Here is a 16,418-nt window from a genome sequence, read left to right as displayed (position 1 = left end):
GAGGCCGCAGGAGAATGTATTTCCATGGATTCCGTTGCTTCCCCCGCCGCGCTGCAAGGCGTGCGCGTCATCGAAATGGGCCAGCTCATCGCCGGGCCCTTCTGCGGCAAGACGCTGGGCGAGTTCGGCGCCGATGTGATCAAGATCGAGGCCCCGGAGACGGGCGACCCGCTGCGCAACTGGCGCCTCATCAAGGAAGGCACCTCCGTCTGGTGGCAGGTGCAGTCGCGCAACAAGCGCTCGGTGGCGCTGGACCTGCGCCAGAAGGAAGGCCAGGACATCGCCCGCCAGCTCATCGCCGAGGCGGACGTGCTCGTCGAGAACTTCCGCCCCGGCACGCTCGAAGGCTGGGGCATGTCGCCCCAGGAGCTGCACGCGCTCAACCCCGGCCTGGTCATGCTGCGCATTTCGGGCTACGGCCAGACGGGGCCGTACCGCGACCTGCCCGGTTTTGGCGCCATTGGCGAGGCCATGGGCGGCCTGCGCCACCTCACGGGCGAGCCCGGCCGCGTGCCGGTGCGCGTGGGCGTGTCGATCGGCGACACGCTGGCGGCGCTGCACGGCACCATCGGCGTGCTCACGGCGCTGTACCACCGCAAGGTCAACGGCGGCAAAGGCCAGGTGATCGACGTGGCGCTGCACGAGGCGGTGTTCAACGTGATGGAAAGCCTGATCCCCGAATACAGCGCCTTCGGTGCCGTGCGCGAGGCCGCGGGCAGTGCGCTGCCGGGCATCGCGCCGTCCAACGCCTACCCCTGTACCGACGGCTGGGTGCTGGTGGCGGGCAATGGCGACAGCATCTTCAAGCGCCTGATGGACGCGATTGGTCGGCCCGACCTGGGCGCCGCGCCCGACCTGGCCAACAACACCGGCCGCGTGGCCCGCGTGGAAGAAATCGACGCCGCCATCGGCGCCTGGAGCGCGCAGCGCACGGTGCAGCAGGTGCTGGACGCCCTGGGCGCTGCCCGCGTGCCCGCCGGCAAGGTCTACACCGCCAAGGACATTGCGCAAGACCCGCACTACCGCGCCCGCGACATGCTGCTCACGCAACAGACGCGCGACGGCTACAGCGTGGAGGTGCCCGGCATCGTACCCAAGCTCTCGGCCACGCCGGGCAGCATCCGCAGCAGCGCTCCGCACCTGGGCGACGACACCGATGCGGTGCTGGCCGAGGCAGGCCTCACGGCCGAACAGATTGCGCTGCTGCGCAGCAAGGGGGTGATTCAATGAGTGCATCCAATACGGTGTGGCAGGGCGCAGGCCGCCGCATCCACATGCAGGAAGTCGGCCTGCGCGACGGCCTGCAGATGGAGAAGGCCTTCGTGCCCACGGCCGACAAGATCGCACTGTGCAATGCGCTGTCGGCAGCGGGCCTGGCCAAGATCGAGGTGACCTCGTTCACCTCGCCCACGGCCATTCCTGCGCTGAAAGACGCCGAGATCGTGATGCGCGAGATCACGCGCCGCCCGGGCACGGTCTACACCGCACTGGTGCCCAACCTGCGCGGGGCCGAGCGCGCCATCGAGTCGCGCACGGACGAGCTGAATCTCGTCATGTCGGTGAGTACCACGCACAACCTGGCTAACCTGCGCATGACGCAGGAACAGTCGTTCGCGGCGTTGGCGCAGGTGGTGTCCCTGGCGCAGGGCGCCAACGTGGCGGTGAATGTGTCGCTGTCCTGTGTGTTTGGCTGCCCCATGGAGGGTGATGTGGCCCAGGCCGATGTGTTCGGCTGGGTGCAGCGTTTTGTGGATCGGGGCGTGCGTGGCATCACGCTGTGCGACACCACGGGCATGGCCTACCCCACGCAGGTGCACCAGCTCACCGCGGCAGCCCGCGCGCGCTGGCCGGGGGTGGAGTTCACCCTGCATTTCCACAACACGCGCGGCATGGGGCTGGCCAATGTGCTGGCGGCCATTGACGCAGGCGCAGACCGGTTCGATGCCTCGCTGGGCGGCCTGGGCGGCTGCCCCTATGCGCCGGGCGCCAGCGGCAATGTGTGCAGCGAAGAGATCGTTCATGCACTGGCGCTGATGGGCTATGACACCGGGGTGGATCTGGCGCAACTCGTGGCGGTGGCGCGGCAACTGCCTGCGTTCATCGATCACGACATTCCCAGCCAGATCGCCAAGGCGGGTCCGCGCCTGGCGCTGCACCCGGTGCCTGCCGATTTCGAGGCGATCCGCGAAAGGGCGCTTGCCCGCTGAACACGGGCGAGCCCGCATTACCCCAATAACACGAGGAGACAAACGCCATGACATTTCACACCCCGCTGTCCCGCCGCATCTTTACCGCCGCCGTGCTGTGCTCCGCCGCCTTGGCCGCGGGCGCGCAGGACAAGTACCCCTCCAAGCCCATCACCGTGGTGGTGCCCCAGGCGGCGGGCGGCGCCAACGACGCCATTGCGCGCGTGGTGGCGCAAAAGCTCGGCGAGCAACTGGGCCAGAGCGTGATCGTGGACAACCGCCCCGGCGCGGGCGGCACGCTGGCCACGGGCGCCACGGCCCGTGCGCGCAACGATGGCTATACCTTGCTGCTCACGGCCGACAGCGCCCATGTGATCGGCCCCGCGCTGTACAAGAACCCGGGGTTCGATCCCGTCAAGGACTTCGCGCCCGTGGCGCCCGTGGCCACGGCGGGCTATGTGTTGGTGGCACACCCATCCTTCCCCGCCAGCACGGTGGCTGAAATGGTCGCATTGGCCAAGGCCAGCCCCGGCAAATATTCGATCGCCTCGGCCGGCAATGGCACGCTGAACCACCTGATCGGCGAGATGCTGCAGAAGGCCGCCGGCATCCAGCTGCAGCACATTCCCTACAAGGGCTCGGCGGCGGCGGCCACCGACGTGGTGGGCGGACAGGTGCCGCTGTCGGTGCAAAGCCTGCCGTCGGCCATTGCGTTCATCAAGGCGGGCAAGCTCAAGGTGCTGGGCGTGGTCAATGAAAAACGCGTGGCGGCCTTGCCGGATGCCCCCACCATTGGCGAAACCCTCAAGGGCTTTGGCCAGGCGCCCTGGTATGCGCTGTTTGCACCCGCCGGCACGCCTGCGCCCATCGTGGCGCTGCTGCAGGCCGAGGTGGCCCGCGCGCTGGAGCACAAGGACGTGGTGGACAAGCTGGCCACCGTGGGCTGCGAGCCCTTCAAGGGCACGGCGGCGCAGCTGGCCGCGCTGGTGCAATCCGATCTGCCCAAGTGGAGCCGTGTCGTCAAGGACACGGGGGCGACGGTCGATTGAGGGGCGGCCGCCGCCCCTTTCGGCTTTTCACTTTTTTGGGGGTCAAACCCTTCGCAACAACGACAACGGAGACATCGCGTTCATGAACACAACCCGCAAACAATTCACCATCCTGGCCCTCGCGGCCCTGGGCACCTGCTGTGTTGGCAGCGTGGGGGCGCAGGGCGCTTACCCGTCCAGGAACGTGACCCTGGTGGTGCCCACCGCCGCCGGCGGCACCACGGACCTGTCGGCCCGCATGCTGGCGCAGGCGCTGGCGCCCGTGCTCGGCCAGTCGGTGGTGGTGGACAACAAGGGCGGCGGCAACGGCAACATCGCGGCATCCGCCGTGAAGCGCGCCGAGGCCGACGGCTACACGCTGCTGATGCAGTACTCCGGCTACCACGTGATCTCGCCCCACATCACCAGGCAAAAGCAGTGGGACCAGGCGGATTTCCAGCCCGTGGCTAACGTGATCTCGGCCCCGCAGATCATCGTGGTGCGCAACGACCTGCCCGTGAAGACGCTGGCCGAGCTCATCGCCTACGCCAAGGCCAACCCGGGCAAGCTCAACTACGCCTCGTCGGGCAATGGCTCGCTGCAGCATGTGACCGGCGCCATGCTGGAGCAGCAGGGCGGCGTGAAGATGGTGCACGTGCCCTACAAGGGCACGGGCCCCGCGCTGCAGGACCTGCTGGGCGGCCAGGTGGACCTGACCTTCGGCACCGCGCCCCCGTTCATGCCCCACATCGCCAGCGGCAAGCTGCGCGTGCTGGCCGTGACCGGCAAGCAGCGCCTGCCCAGCCTGCCCGACGTGCCCACCACCGCCGAGGCGGGCTACCCCAAGGTCGATGCCACCTCGTGGTTCGCGGTGTTCGCCCCGGCCGCTGTGCCCAAGGCCGTGGTGGACAAGCTCACGGCCGACATCCGCACCGTGGTGCAGAACCCGGCCTTCCAGCAGAAGGCCCAGGAGCAGGGCGCCACGGCCGACTACCAGTCGCCCCCGCAGCTGGGCGAGAAGGTCAAGGCCGACCTGGCCAACTGGGCCTCGGTGGTGAAGACCTCGAAGATCGAAGCGGAATAAGGATCAAATTGGCCGTCGGCACTTGATTGACAAGCGCCAGTAGCTATTATTTCTGTAGCATGCCGGGTGGAGGTGGCTGTGCGCTGTCCTGCGCGCAGCCACAATATGCGGCATGTCTGATGTGCATTCCGAAGAACTGCTGGCGCAGGTGGCTGCGCTGCCCGCGCTGCCCGGTGTCTACCGCTATTTCGACGCCCAGGGCGCGCTGCTGTATGTGGGCAAGGCGCGCCACCTCAAGCGCCGCGTATCGAGCTACTTCACCAAGAACCATGGCGGCACGCGCATCGGCCACATGGTCGGCAAGATCGTGCGCATGGAGACCACGGTGGTGCGCTCCGAGGCAGAGGCGCTGCTGCTCGAAAACAACCTGATCAAGACGCTGAACCCCAAGTTCAACATCCTGTTCCGCGACGACAAGAGCTACCCCTATCTCAAGATCACCGGCACGCCGGGGGCTGCCGGGGCGGGCCGCGGGGATTCGCCCTCGCAGGTTTTTCCGCGCATGGCGTACTACCGGGGCGCCGTGGACAAGAAGCACCGCTACTTCGGCCCGTACCCCAGCGCCTGGGCGGTGAAGGAGTCCATCCAGCTGCTGCAGAAGGTGTTCCGCCTGCGCACCTGCGAGGACACGGTGTTCGCCAACCGCACGCGGCCCTGCCTGCTGTACCAGATCAAGCGCTGCACGGGGCCGTGTGTCAACCTGATATCGCCCGAAGCCTATGCCGCCGACGTTGCGCATGCCGAGGCCATGCTGCGCGGCGAGACGCAGGAGGTGCTGCAGGCCATGGAGGCGCGCATGATGGCGCACTCCGGCCAGCTTGAGTTCGAGCAGGCCGCAGAGGTGCGCAACCAGATCCAGGCGCTGTCGCGCGTGCTGCACCAGCAGTCCATCGAGACCGCTCATGACAAGGACGTGGACATCCTGGCCGTGCGGGTGTTGGGCGGCCGTGCCTGCGTGAACCTGGCCATGGTGCGCGGCGGGCGGCATCTGGGCGACCGCCCGTACTTCCCCGTGCATGTGGAGGACGCCGCGGCCGTGTTCGAGGAAGAGGGGGGCGAGGGCGCCGACGACGCCACCCCCACCCGCGTCGCCCGCCGCGTGGAGGTGCTGGTGCTCGAGGCCTTCATTGCACAGCACTACATCGGCGTGCCCGTGCCCCCGGTACTGGTCACCAGCGAGCCGGTGGACAAGGCGCTGCTGGAAGCCCTGGGGGACCAGTGCGGCCTGCGCGTGACCGCCGTGCACCAGCCCCGCGAGCAGCGGCGCGCCTGGCTGGACATGGCGCAAAAGAACGCCGACCTGCAGCTGGCGCGCCTGCTGGCGGAAGAGGGCTCGCAGCAGGCGCGCACGCGCGCCCTGGCCGAAGCGCTGGACCTGCCGCCCGAGGACCTGGACCAGCTCACCATCGAGTGCTTCGACATCTCGCACACGGCCGGCGAGTCCACCCAGGCCTCGTGTGTGGTGTTCCACCACCACAAGATGCAGAGCAGCGAATACCGCCGCTACAAGATCGAAGGCATCACCGGGGGCGACGACTACGCCGCCATGCGGCAGGTGCTCACGCGCCGCTACAGCAAGGTGGCCGAAGCCGCGCGCGAGGCGGGGGGCATCGACTTTGCGGCCAACCCGGCGCCAGGGGCCGGCGAGCCCGTTCAGCCCCGCGGCGTGGCCCGCCTGCCCGACCTGGTGCTGATCGACGGCGGCAAGGGCCAGGTGGGCGTGGCACGCGAGGTGTTCACCGCGCTGGGGCTGGACCTTACCCGCATCGTGGGCGTGGAAAAGGGCGAAGGACGCAAGGTGGGGCTGGAGGAGCTGGTGTTCGCCGACGGGCGCGAGAAGGTCTACCTGGGCAAGGACTCGGCCGCGCTGATGCTGGTGGCCCAGATCCGCGACGAGGCCCACCGCTTCGCGATCACCGGCATGCGCGCGGCGCGCGCCAAGGTGCGCGTGGGCGGGGGCCAACTGGAGGAGATCGCCGGAGTGGGCCCCAAGAAGCGCGCCCGGCTGCTGCAGCGCTTTGGCGGTGTGCGGGGCGTGGCATCGGCCAGCGTGGAAGACCTGGCCACGGTGGACGGCATTTCGCGCGAGCTTGCCGAGGAAATCTACCGCGCATTGCGCTAGACGCCGTGCCGATCGCGGCGCACCCGGAGTTCCCCGTGCCGCCGTGACACAATCGCCGCCATGTTCTGGACTATCCCCACCTTGATGACCTGGACGCGCATCGTCGCGATACCTTTGATCGTGGGGGTGTTCTATGCGCCGCTGGACCCCGCCACGCGCAACCTGATCGCCACCGTGATGTTCGTGGTGTTTGCCGCCACCGACTGGCTGGACGGCTATCTGGCCCGCAAGCTGAACCAGACCTCGTCCTTTGGCGCCTTCCTGGACCCGGTGGCCGACAAGTTCCTGGTCTGCGCGTCGCTCCTGGTGCTGGTCCATCTGCAGCGCGCCGATGTGTTCGTGGCGCTCATCATCATCGGGCGCGAGATCGCCATCTCGGCCCTGCGCGAGTGGATGGCGCAGATCGGCGCGAGCAAGAGCGTGGCCGTGCACATGATCGGCAAGGTCAAGACGACGGTGCAGATGATCGCCATCCCGTTCCTGCTGTACGACGGGCGTCTGTTCGGAATGATCGACACCGGGGTGTGGGGCACCTGGCTGATCTGGGCATCCGCCGTGCTCACGGTCTGGTCCATGGTCTACTACCTGCAAAAGGCATTGCCCGAGATCCGCGCGCGCGTGAAGTGACATGGAACCGTGGGCCGCAGGCGCCATGGCCTGGGCCAGGCCCGACTTTTCGCCCCCTTTCGGCGCGCGCCCTGGCCGGGGCGCCGGCTCCCTGGGGGGCGGGGGCCGCGTACTTCTTGTCACCCCGCCGACGCCCTGCATTCCGGTGCGCGGCAACGTGTTTCAGCCCGCCGTGCAGTGCTGGAACTGGGGTGTCAATACGGAATGCTGCCCATACGGCATGTTTGAGACAAAAACGCCCCACAAGCCCTGTCGCAGCGTGAAATACGACTAGAATTCGACGCAACGCTGCTCCAAAGCAGCGTGTTGTATTGACACCCGGAAACTCGATGGCTTTAATCTGATGCAGCAGCCACTGCTGTGTATGCCAGTCATTCCCCCGTCTGTTTTCAACCAGCCCTTGGCTGTGCTTTCGGACGTGTGAAGACCAGATATCCGCGAGACATTCCATCAACTCTTTTCCGAGAGGCTTCTTGTGAACAAAACCGAACTGATTGAGCACATCGCTACCAACGCCGACATCTCCAAGGCCGCTGCTGCTCGTGCCCTGGAATCCACGATCGAGGCCGTCAAGAAGACCCTGAAGAAGGGCGGCACCGTTTCGCTCGTCGGTTTCGGCACTTTTGCGGTCGGCAAGCGCGCTGCCCGCACGGGCCGCAATCCCCGCACGGGCGCAACGATTAAAATCAAAGCTGCTAAAGTTCCGAAGTTTCGTCCTGGCAAGGCATTGAAAGATGCCTTGAACTGAGGATCAGTTTAGGTGGGGTCCTTAGCTCAGTTGGTAGAGCGGCTCCTTTACACGGAGTAGGTCGGCGGTTCGAGACCGTCAGGACCCACCATCACCGAACAAAGGCGAACGCAAGTTCGCCTTTTGTTTTTTGCCTTCTGAAAGATCGACCATGTTTGAATCCATCCGCAAGCACTCCAAGATCGTCATGGTCTTATTGTTCTTGCTGATCATTCCATCGTTTGTGCTGGTGGGCATTGACAGCAACTACTTCTCTGAAAAGAGCCCTGTGGTCGCGCGCGTCGATGGCAACAAGATCAACCAGACCGACTGGGACAACGCACATCGCATGGAGACTGACCGCATGCGCGCGCAGTCTCCCTCGGTCGATCCCAAGCTCCTGGACTCGCCGCAGGCCCGCTATGCCACGCTGGAGCGGCTGGTGCGCGACCGGGTACTGGCCGCCGCCGCGAAGGACATGCACCTGGTGACGAGCGACTCGCGCCTGGCTCGCAGCCTGCAGGAGATCCCCGCGATCGCCGGGCTCAAGCGCGCGGACGGCACGCTCGACGCGGAGGCCTACCGGGCCCTGGTGGGTACGCAGGGCCTGACACCCGAAGGCTTCGAGGCGAACGTACGGCGTGATCTTTCCACCAGCCAGGTCCTTGGCGGCGTGATGGGTTCGGTGTTCGGCACCAATGCCCAGGTCAAGGTCGCGCTGGATTCGCTGTACGAGCAGCGCGAAGTCCAGGTGGCCCGTTTCAAGTCCACGGACTTCGCCGGCAAGGTGGTGCCCACGGATGCGGACCTGGAGGCGTACTACAAGACCCACTCCGCCCAGTTCCAGCAACTGGAGCAGGCCGCGGTGGAGTACGTGGTGCTGGACCTCGACAGCGTGCGTTCCGGCATCACGCTCAATGAGGATGATCTGCGCACCTACTACAAGGAAAACGTGGCGCGCATGGCAGGCAAGGAAGAGCGCCGTGCCAGCCACATCCTGATCAATGCCCCCAAGGAGGCCTCTTCGACCGACCGCGAGAAGGCCAAGGCCCGCGCCACCGAACTGCTGGCACAGGTGCGCAAGGCGCCCGCCACGTTCGCGGAGGTTGCCAAGAAAGCTTCGGACGACAAGGGTTCGGCCACGGGCGGCGGCGACCTGAATTTCTTTGGGCGTGGCGCCATGGTCAAACCGTTTGAAGACGCGGCCTTTGCGCTCAAGAAGGGCGACATCAGCGATGTGGTGGAAACAGACTTCGGCTACCACATCATTCAGCTGACCGACATCAAGGCGCCCCGCCAGCCTTCCTTCGAAGAGCTACGCCCCGCCATGGAGGCGGAGCTCAAGCAGCAGCAGGCCCAGCGCAAGTTCGCGGAAGTGGCCGAAGCGTTCACCAATGGTGTGTACGAGCAGGCTGACAGCCTCAAGCCGGTGGCCGACAAGCTCAAGCTGAAGGTGCAGGCGGCATCCGGCATCACCCGCACGCCGGCGCCCGGTGCGGCTGGCCCGCTGGCCAATGCCAAATTCCTCGAAGCCCTCTTTTCTTCGGACTCGCTGCAGAACAAGCGCAATACCGAGGCCGTGGAAGTCGGGCCCAGCCAGATGGCAGCCGGCCGCGTGGTGCAGTACACCCCCGCCAGGACACTGCCGCTGGAAGAGGTTCGCGCCCGCGTGCGGGAGCTTTACATTGGGCAGAAGGCCTCGGAGCTGGCGCGCAAGGAAGGCGAAGCCAAGCTGGCAGCGTGGAAGGCGACTCCGTCCAGCGCCAGTGGCTTGAGCGCCCCTGTCCAGATCTCACGCGAGCAGGTGCAGAGCCTGCCCCGGCCGGTGATTGATGCCGCGCTGCACACACCCACGGAACCCCTGCCGGCCTGGACTGGCGTGGACCTGGGGGCTGAAGGCTACGCGGTGGTGAAGGTCAACCGTGTGGTGCCACGCCAGGCCCCCGATGCGCAGCGTGCCCAGCAAGAACGTCAGCAATACCTGCAATGGTGGGCATCGGCCGAGGGCCAGGCGTACTACGAGATGCTGAAAAAGCGCTTCAAGGCAGAGATCAAGGCGCCTCGTCCGTCCGCCCTGGCACAAGCTACCGCAGAAAATTGATCAAATTGGCCGTGGGATGAAAATCCCAGGCTATAATACAAAGCTACGGTGGCTGTAGCTCAGTTGGTAGAGTCCAGGATTGTGATTCCTGTTGTCGTGGGTTCGAGCCCCATCAGCCACCCCATATAAGCAAAGCCGCTGCAACTATCAAAGTTGCAGCGGCTTTTGTCATTTATTCCCATGATGGGAATATTCACCTCAAGTGCCTCACGGCCGAGCGCGCATCAGTGCTTCTGCACCTGGATCCTGTGATGTGAACCCTGAATCCTGCGCGTCTCCGGCCAGTCTCTGTGAGCCCCACCTATGCAGAGCTGCTCGATGCCGTTCTCTGCGCATTACGAACTCTCGCGCCCGATGATCGCGAAGCCGATGTCCACCACCGGTTCGGCCACGGGGCGGCCCTCGGCGCGGTCGGCGATCAGTCGGGCAGCCGTCTGGCCCATGCGCGTGCCGTCGATGCGCACGGTGGAGAGGCTGGGGCTCACGGTCTGCGCGAAATCGATGTCGCCAAAACCCATCACGGCCAATTGTTCCGGCACGGACATGCCGCGCACGCGGGCTTCGGTCAGCACGCCCAGAGCCAGCATGTCGGAACTGCAGAACACGGCGTCGATGTCGGGGTGCCCGGCGAGCAGCGCGGCCAGGCCGTCGCGCCCATCGGCATGCGTGGTGGGTGACTTGCCCAGACGCACGGCAGGCGCGCGCAGGCCCAGGCGCTCGGCAGCGGATTCGAAGCCCCGTGCGCGGCGTGCGGCGCGCTCGTCGCCGCCACTGAGCAGTGCCAGGCGGCGCCGGCCTCTGGAGTACAGATGCTCGCACACGGCAGCGCCCAGCTGTTCGTGCCGCAGCCCCACCAGCATGTCGATGGGCGTGGAGGTGAAATCCCAGGTCTCCACGATGGGGATGCCCGATGCGATGAGCATGCGGCGCCCTTCGGGCGAATGCATGATGCCGGTGACCACGATGCCGTCCGGGCGCCGGCCGACGATGGCGCGCAGCAGCTCGTCCTCGCGCGAGTGTGCATAGCCGACCTGGCCCACCATCACCTGGAACCCTCGCAGCTCCAGCGCATCGGTGAGCGCCTGCACCATCTCGCCGAACAGCGGCCCCGTGAGCGTGGGCACCAGCGCGGTGACCACATGGCTGCGCGCCGATCGCAGGCCCCCGGCGACCAGGTTGGGCACGTAGCCCATGCTGGAGACGGCCTCCTGTACGCGCACCCGCGTCGCCTCCGACACCTGGTGCGGTGTGTTGATGGCGCGCGAGACGGTGATCATCGAGACCCCGGCCCGCTCGGCCACCTCGCGCAGCGTGACCGAAGGACGGTCGCGGGTGGCGGGCGCAAGGGAGGGGGAGGGCGGGGAGGCTGGCATGCGGGGAAGTCTATAAGAACCTGTTCAGTCTCCTTGGGGAGTCGCATAAGTGCTTTGCCGGGACGGGATGCCAGGCGCGGTGCGCAGCCGATGGCCCGTGCTATCGGCAAGCGCCGCAACGCCGCAGACCGCCCGGCAAGGCTGTTGCCCTTCTGTTTGGAGTGAAATCGGGCGATTGGACGCCCAGGCTGCCTGCATGGGCATGAGCCCACGCGGCGCACCCGACGCGCCCACTCATCCCGATTGCCCTCCGATGCGACCTCCAAAAAGAGACTGAGCCGGTTCTGAGACCCGTCGCGGCGGATGGCAGGCGGAGGCGGCCAAATGTCATTGCATCGACAGTCACGGACGGCGTCCATGCCTAGCATGCCGCCATGACCTGTTCGCCCCCATGCACATCCCCAGCCGCGCCAGCGGCAAGCCGGGTTTCCGCCGCCCCCACCTCCCTACCAGAGCTGCGGCAGGCGGTGGACTGGGCCATCGTCTCGCGGCGCAGCATCCGCGCATTCCTGCCCACGCCGGTCTCCCGCGAAGAGGTGCATTCCATCCTCGACGTGGCGCGCCATGCGGCCTCGGGCATGAACACGCAGCCCTGGCGCGTGCACGTGCTCACGGGGGCCGCGAAGGAGCGGCTGAGCACCGCCATCGCCGCCGTGGACAACGATGAGGATGAGGCTGCGACCCTCACCGAGCCCTACCACTACTACCCGCTCGAATGGGTATCGCCCTATGTCAACCGGCGCCGCAAGGTGGGATGGGACCTGTATGGCCTGCTCGGCATCGCCCGGGGCGACAAGGCGCGCATGCACGCCCAGCACGGCCGCAACTACCGCTTCTTCGATGCGCCCGCGGGGCTGATCTTCACGGTGAACCGGGTGATGCAGGCCGGCAGCCTAATGGACTACGGCATGTTCCTGCAGAGCGTGATGGTGGCGGCCCGCGCGCGCGGGCTCGACACCTGCCCGCAGGTGGCGTTCACCAAATTCCACCAGGTCATTGCCGCCGAACTGGGCATCCCCGATACCGAGATGGTGGTCTGCGGCATGAGCCTGGGCCACGCCGACCCGGCGGGCATCGAGAACACGCTGGTGACGGAGCGCGAGAGCGTCGAGTCGTTCACCACCTACCACCCATGAACGCGCAAAACAGGAGACCAGCATGAGCCAAGCAGCCCCCCACAGCCCCTACCAGCACGGCCTGGAACGCACCCCCGCCAACCACCTGCCGCTCACGCCGCTGGGCTTTCTGGACCGCAGCGCGCAGGTGCATCCCGAAGGCATCGCCGTGGTGCATGGCGGCACCACGCAGACCTGGGCGCAGACGCGCGAGCGCGCCTACCGCCTGGCCAGCGCACTGGCACAACGCGGCGTGCAGCGCGGCGACACCGTGGCCATCCTGGCGCCCAACACGCCCGCGATGCTGGAGGCGCACCTGGGCATCCCCCTGTGCGGTGCGGTCATCAACGCCGTCAACTGCCGGCTCGACGCCGAGGCCATCCGCTTCATCCTGCGCCACGGCGAGGCGCGCGTGCTGCTGGTGGACAGCGAATTTTCGGCGCTCGCGGCCAGGGCCGTCGAGGGCCTGGCGCAGCAGCCGCTGGTGATCACCATCCACGATGCGGGCCTGCCCGCGCAGCCGGCCCTTGGCGGGCTCGACTACGAAGCCCTGCTGGCCGAAGGCGACCCGGCCTTCGAAGGCCTGTGGCCCGAGGACGAGTGGGACCCGATCGCACTGAACTACACCTCGGGCACCACCGGCGACCCCAAGGGCGTGGTGCCCAGCCACCGCGGGGCCTACCTCATGAGCCTGTTGCAGATGACCGACTGGGCGATGCCGCGCCGCCCGGTGTATCTGTGGACGCTGCCCATGTTCCACGCCAACGGCTGGTGCTTCACCTGGGCCGTCACGGCGGCGGGGGGCACGCATGTGTGCCTGCGCAAGGTCACGGCCAAGGCCATCTTCGAGGCCATTGCCGAGCACGGTGTGGACCATTTCTGTGCCGCGCCCACCGTGCTGGCCATGCTGGCGAATGCACCGGCGCACGAGCGCATCGCGCTGCCGCGCCCGGTGCGCGTGCTCACAGCGGGCTCGCCACCGCCGGCCGCCATCCTGCAGGCGATCGCCGCGATGGGCTTCGATGTGGACCACGTGTACGGCATCACCGAGGTCTCGGGCACGCCCGTGAGCTGCGTGCGCCAGCCCGGCTGGGCGGCCCTGCCCGAAGCCGGGCGTGCCCGGCTGCAGGCGCGCCAGGGCGTGCGCGCCGCGGCGCTGGAGCACCTGCGCGTGCTCAACCCCGACACGCTGGAGCCCGTGCCGGCGGACGGTGTGACGGCTGGCGAAATCATGATCCGGGGCAACACCGTGATGAAGGGCTACCTCAAGAACCCCGGCGCCACGGCCAAGGCCTTTGCCGGCGGCTGGTTCCACACCGGCGACATCGCGGTGCTGCACCCCGACGGCTATGTGCAGATCACCGACCGCTCCAAGGACGTGATCATCTCGGGCGGCGAGAACATCTCCTCGGTGGAGGTGGAAGACGTGCTGCACCGCCACCCCGCCGTGCTGCTGGCCGCCGTGGTGGCCCAGCCCGACGAACGCTGGGGCGAGGTGCCCTGCGCCTTCGTGGAGCTCAAGCCCGATGCCGCAGGCAGCGTCAGTGCCGAGGAGCTGATCGAGTTCTGCCGCTGCCATCTGGCGCGCTTCAAGTGCCCGCGCCAGATCGTGTTCGAGGTCTTGCCCAAGACCGCCACCGGCAAGATCCAGAAGTTCCGCCTGCGCGAGATCGCGGGCAGCCGCGAGGCCATCACGCGGCTGGCGCAGATTCAGACCGAGCCCGCAGGCTGAGCGTTCAGCCTTCGCGGGCAATCGACTGCAGCACCTTCAGGTCGATCACCTCGATCGAGCCATAGCCCAGGCGGATCGCACCCCGGTCCTGCAGTTCCTGCAGCGCCCGGTTGGCCACCTGGCGCGACACGCCCGACAGGCGCCCCAGCTCCTCCTGCGACAGCGTGATGCGCCGCGCGGTGTTGGGGAACAGCGCATCGTTGAACAAGCCCGACAGGCTGTAGGCCACCTGCGCCGTGGTGTCGCCCAGCCGGTCGGTCTGCACCTGCGCCACGTAGTGCGCCAGACGCGCGTTGAGCTGCCCGATCAGCCACAGCGCAAAAGGGTGGCTCTCTTGCAGCAGCCGCAGGAACTCGCTGCGCGGCAGCAGGGCCACCACGCTGTCGGTCAGCGCCGTCACGGCGTAGGGACGGGGCTCGTCCTTGAGCACCGAGCCCTCGCCAAACCAGGCGCCCGAGGGCACGCCCGCGAAGGTGCTGGTGCGGCCTTCGGCGGTGATGTTGTCCAGCTTGAGCATGCCTTCCATCACCCCGGCCCAATGCGCGGTGGGCGTGCCCTTCGAGAACACCGCGCCGCCCGCAGGGTAGTTGCGCACCGTGATCGCCCGGCGCACGCGTGCGGCCTCCTCGGCGGTGAGGGCGGACACCCAGGGCGACTGGGCAAGGAAGAGGTCGAGGGGATCTGCGGTCATGGTGGCGTGGAAACAGGCACCGCCGGATTCTGCGGGAGATCACGCTCCGCGCCAATGGGGCCGGCCCGAAGGTTCAGGCGATGCCCGTCACATGGTCGCGCAGCAGCGGCACATGCACGATCAGCGAGCCCTTATTGGGCTCGATGCGCACGATGCCCCGGGGCTTGAACACGCTGAGCGCCACGTTCACCCGCTGGCGCGAGAGCCCGCAGATCAGGGCCAGTTCCTGCTGCGAGATCAGCAGCTCCTGCACCGCCTCGCCCTGGCTGTCGGCCAGCATCAGAAGGGCCCGGGCCACCCGTGTCTCGGGACCCCGCAGGCGCGATGCCTCCAGCATGCCCACGAACACCCCATGCGCGCGTTCATGATGTCGCAGATCACATGGTTGAACGCGATGGACGACTGGCGCAGCGTTTCGAAGGTCTCCACCGGCACCAGGCACAGGTGGGCCGGCGTGAGCGAGCGCAGGTCGTACTGGCGCAGTTCCTTCTTGAGCAGCGAGCCCTCGCCGCCCCATTCGCCCTCGCGCAAACAATACAGCATGGTTTCGGCACCGTCCGACGCCACCACGTACATCTGCAGGAAGCCGCGCACCAGCCCGTACCAGGGCGAGCTGTTCTGGGGCGGCGACCGCATGGAGTTGCTGGCACGGCGCCTGGAGGCCTTGCGCAACAGTGCAGATGCCAGTTGACGTGCGGCGAAACCAGCCAGAGGACGGGTGGTGCGGGATGTGCAAGCAGGTGTGAGGGTGGTGGGGCGGGCCCGGCCCATGGCGTCAGAATGACCCATTGCCCAAGCACTACTGGAAAGCCCCATGCCCCGCTGGAATGCCCTGTTGATGAAGGCTGTGCTGGCCGCCACCGCTCTCGGGCTGGTACATGCTGCGCTACCCGGGCCCGCTGCACGGGCGCGGACCGGTGGGTGTTGCTGAGTAGCGTGGCCGGCGTCGAGGCCTGACAGCGCCGGCGGTGCCAACGTGCAGGGCGTGTACCTGGTAGCCACCGGGGCCGACGGCTACCAGCCCTGGTGTCGCTGGACAACCAGCGCGTGCTGATCGCCTGTCGGCTGGACGGCCAGCCACTGGCACGCGGTATGGCGCGGCTGGTGGTAGCGGGCGATGGCAAGGCCGGCCGCCCGGTCTCGGCGCTCGAAACCATCGAGGTGTTTGCGGCCGCGCCTGCGGTGCGGTAGCCGAGAAGGGGTCACGCCGTCGGCACAACGGTCTCGTACCCGGCGTCCTCGGGGCATCGAAGGGGCCGTTCGGGCCGGCTCCGGTCAGCCCACACCCCTTCCGCAATTTCCCAAGATGTCGCATAACAAAGGGTTTTCCCTATAGTTTGTGGAAATGTTAACGTTAACATTCGTGTGTTGCTGCCGTTTAGGCATGGTCTGAAGCGGGTTTTCAAGCCGCTTTGGTCGGTCTGAAAGGCGGCTCGCCCCCTTGAACACTGCTTGAAACCGCTGAAGGCAGCGTGCTGCAAGCCGCTTGTACGACCTGTTGATACGCCCTGACCACCCACCAGACCTGATACCACCATCCATGACCCCGCAAGAACTCAAATCCATCATGGGCTCCGGCCTGCTGTCGTTCCCCATCACGGACTTCGACGAGCAGGGTGAATTCCGCCCCAG

At 67.1% G+C, this 16,418-nt stretch carries 15 protein-coding genes and 2 tRNA genes; 13 read left to right on the top strand and 4 right to left on the bottom strand.

What is annotated here, in order from left to right; translation table 11 throughout:
* Positions 1-24: 24 nt before the first annotated feature.
* The 10 genes from AC1RCS_RS16605 to AC1RCS_RS16560 all read left to right on the top strand — a co-directional run bounded on the left by AC1RCS_RS16605 (position 25) and on the right by AC1RCS_RS16560 (position 9,999).
* Positions 25-1,230, top strand: a complete 1,206-nt coding sequence (locus AC1RCS_RS16605) for a CaiB/BaiF CoA transferase family protein (RefSeq protein WP_369642244.1) — start codon at positions 25-27, stop codon at positions 1,228-1,230.
* Positions 1,227-2,207, top strand: coding sequence for a hydroxymethylglutaryl-CoA lyase (locus AC1RCS_RS16600; RefSeq protein WP_492245506.1), 981 nt, complete (start codon positions 1,227-1,229; stop codon positions 2,205-2,207). The genes AC1RCS_RS16605 and AC1RCS_RS16600 overlap by 4 nt, the downstream gene beginning before the upstream one ends.
* Before the next feature lie 47 nt (positions 2,208-2,254).
* The gene (locus AC1RCS_RS16595) at positions 2,255-3,235 is read left to right on the top strand and encodes a Bug family tripartite tricarboxylate transporter substrate binding protein (protein ID WP_218338933.1); all 981 of its coding nucleotides are present in this window, start codon (positions 2,255-2,257) and stop codon (positions 3,233-3,235) included.
* An 82-nt stretch (positions 3,236-3,317) separates the two neighbouring features.
* Positions 3,318-4,298: a Bug family tripartite tricarboxylate transporter substrate binding protein gene (locus AC1RCS_RS16590; RefSeq protein WP_492245507.1), complete on the top strand. Its 981-nt coding sequence runs from the start codon at positions 3,318-3,320 to the stop codon at positions 4,296-4,298.
* A 112-nt stretch (positions 4,299-4,410) separates the two neighbouring features.
* Positions 4,411-6,420 carry an excinuclease ABC subunit UvrC gene (gene uvrC, locus AC1RCS_RS16585; RefSeq protein WP_492245508.1) on the top strand — a complete coding sequence of 670 codons (2,010 nt, stop codon included), beginning with the start codon at positions 4,411-4,413 and terminating at the stop codon, positions 6,418-6,420.
* Positions 6,421-6,480: 60 nt separating this feature from the next.
* Positions 6,481-7,047, top strand: coding sequence for a CDP-diacylglycerol--glycerol-3-phosphate 3-phosphatidyltransferase (gene pgsA, locus AC1RCS_RS16580; RefSeq protein WP_218294243.1), 567 nt, complete (start codon positions 6,481-6,483; stop codon positions 7,045-7,047).
* A gap of 475 nt (positions 7,048-7,522) precedes the next feature.
* Complete coding sequence (locus AC1RCS_RS16575) at positions 7,523-7,795, top strand: HU family DNA-binding protein (RefSeq protein WP_008906675.1); 273 nt, start codon at positions 7,523-7,525, stop codon at positions 7,793-7,795.
* A gap of 15 nt (positions 7,796-7,810) precedes the next feature.
* Positions 7,811-7,886 (top strand) — tRNA-Val (locus AC1RCS_RS16570).
* A 60-nt stretch (positions 7,887-7,946) separates the two neighbouring features.
* Positions 7,947-9,875 carry a SurA N-terminal domain-containing protein gene (locus AC1RCS_RS16565; RefSeq protein ID WP_492245509.1) on the top strand — a complete coding sequence of 643 codons (1,929 nt, stop codon included), beginning with the start codon at positions 7,947-7,949 and terminating at the stop codon, positions 9,873-9,875.
* 48 nt (positions 9,876-9,923) lie between these two features.
* Positions 9,924-9,999 (top strand) — tRNA-His (locus tag AC1RCS_RS16560).
* A 211-nt stretch (positions 10,000-10,210) separates the two neighbouring features.
* Here the strand turns inward: AC1RCS_RS16560 and AC1RCS_RS16555 are convergent.
* Positions 10,211-11,248, bottom strand: coding sequence for a LacI family DNA-binding transcriptional regulator (locus AC1RCS_RS16555; protein ID WP_492245510.1), 1,038 nt, complete (start codon positions 11,246-11,248; stop codon positions 10,211-10,213).
* Positions 11,249-11,622: 374 nt separating this feature from the next.
* On the opposite strand from AC1RCS_RS16555, the gene AC1RCS_RS16550 reads away from it, so the two are divergent.
* Both AC1RCS_RS16550 and AC1RCS_RS16545 read left to right on the top strand, forming a co-directional pair.
* A complete protein-coding gene (locus AC1RCS_RS16550; RefSeq protein WP_492245511.1) occupies positions 11,623-12,384 on the top strand; it encodes a nitroreductase in 762 nt (253 codons plus the stop codon).
* Between the two features lie 22 nt (positions 12,385-12,406).
* Positions 12,407-14,095, top strand: coding sequence for an acyl-CoA synthetase (locus AC1RCS_RS16545; protein WP_492245512.1), 1,689 nt, complete (start codon positions 12,407-12,409; stop codon positions 14,093-14,095).
* A gap of 4 nt (positions 14,096-14,099) precedes the next feature.
* On the opposite strand, the gene AC1RCS_RS16540 is transcribed toward AC1RCS_RS16545, so the two are convergent.
* The 3 genes from AC1RCS_RS16540 to AC1RCS_RS16530 all read right to left on the bottom strand — a co-directional run bounded on the left by AC1RCS_RS16540 (position 14,100) and on the right by AC1RCS_RS16530 (position 15,422).
* The gene (locus AC1RCS_RS16540; protein WP_492245513.1) at positions 14,100-14,786 is read right to left on the bottom strand and encodes a Crp/Fnr family transcriptional regulator; all 687 of its coding nucleotides are present in this window, start codon (positions 14,784-14,786) and stop codon (positions 14,100-14,102) included.
* A 73-nt stretch (positions 14,787-14,859) separates the two neighbouring features.
* Positions 14,860-15,066 carry a helix-turn-helix domain-containing protein gene (locus AC1RCS_RS16535; RefSeq protein WP_492262015.1) on the bottom strand — a complete coding sequence of 69 codons (207 nt, stop codon included), beginning with the start codon at positions 15,064-15,066 and terminating at the stop codon, positions 14,860-14,862.
* A complete protein-coding gene (locus AC1RCS_RS16530; RefSeq protein ID WP_492245515.1) occupies positions 15,066-15,422 on the bottom strand; it encodes a Crp/Fnr family transcriptional regulator in 357 nt (118 codons plus the stop codon). The genes AC1RCS_RS16535 and AC1RCS_RS16530 overlap by 1 nt, the downstream gene beginning before the upstream one ends.
* 411 nt (positions 15,423-15,833) lie before the next feature.
* On the opposite strand from AC1RCS_RS16530, the gene AC1RCS_RS16525 reads away from it, so the two are divergent.
* Positions 15,834-15,977: a hypothetical protein gene (locus AC1RCS_RS16525; protein ID WP_218294223.1), complete on the top strand. Its 144-nt coding sequence runs from the start codon at positions 15,834-15,836 to the stop codon at positions 15,975-15,977.
* The last annotated feature ends 441 nt before the right edge of the window (positions 15,978-16,418 follow it).

The organism is Acidovorax sp. GW823-FHT01C06 (assembly GCF_058798375.1).
The sequence above is the reverse complement of the archived record's forward strand: the minus strand, read 5'-3'. Positions and strand labels throughout refer to the sequence as shown.

Coding starts and splice junctions, on each gene's coding strand:
- AC1RCS_RS16600 (WP_492245506.1), top strand. CDS start 1,227: ATGAGTGCATCCAATACGGTGTGGCAGGGCGCAGGCCGCCGCATCCAC.
- AC1RCS_RS16550 (WP_492245511.1), top strand. CDS start 11,623: ATGACCTGTTCGCCCCCATGCACATCCCCAGCCGCGCCAGCGGCAAGC.
- AC1RCS_RS16540 (WP_492245513.1), bottom strand. CDS start 14,786: ATGACCGCAGATCCCCTCGACCTCTTCCTTGCCCAGTCGCCCTGGGTG.
- AC1RCS_RS16565 (WP_492245509.1), top strand. CDS start 7,947: ATGTTTGAATCCATCCGCAAGCACTCCAAGATCGTCATGGTCTTATTG.
- AC1RCS_RS16595 (WP_218338933.1), top strand. CDS start 2,255: ATGACATTTCACACCCCGCTGTCCCGCCGCATCTTTACCGCCGCCGTG.
- uvrC (WP_492245508.1), top strand. CDS start 4,411: ATGTCTGATGTGCATTCCGAAGAACTGCTGGCGCAGGTGGCTGCGCTG.
- AC1RCS_RS16590 (WP_492245507.1), top strand. CDS start 3,318: ATGAACACAACCCGCAAACAATTCACCATCCTGGCCCTCGCGGCCCTG.
- AC1RCS_RS16545 (WP_492245512.1), top strand. CDS start 12,407: ATGAGCCAAGCAGCCCCCCACAGCCCCTACCAGCACGGCCTGGAACGC.
- AC1RCS_RS16530 (WP_492245515.1), bottom strand. CDS start 15,422: ATGCGGTCGCCGCCCCAGAACAGCTCGCCCTGGTACGGGCTGGTGCGC.
- pgsA (WP_218294243.1), top strand. CDS start 6,481: ATGTTCTGGACTATCCCCACCTTGATGACCTGGACGCGCATCGTCGCG.
- AC1RCS_RS16605 (WP_369642244.1), top strand. CDS start 25: ATGGATTCCGTTGCTTCCCCCGCCGCGCTGCAAGGCGTGCGCGTCATC.
- AC1RCS_RS16535 (WP_492262015.1), bottom strand. CDS start 15,066: ATGCTGGCCGACAGCCAGGGCGAGGCGGTGCAGGAGCTGCTGATCTCG.
- AC1RCS_RS16555 (WP_492245510.1), bottom strand. CDS start 11,248: ATGCCAGCCTCCCCGCCCTCCCCCTCCCTTGCGCCCGCCACCCGCGAC.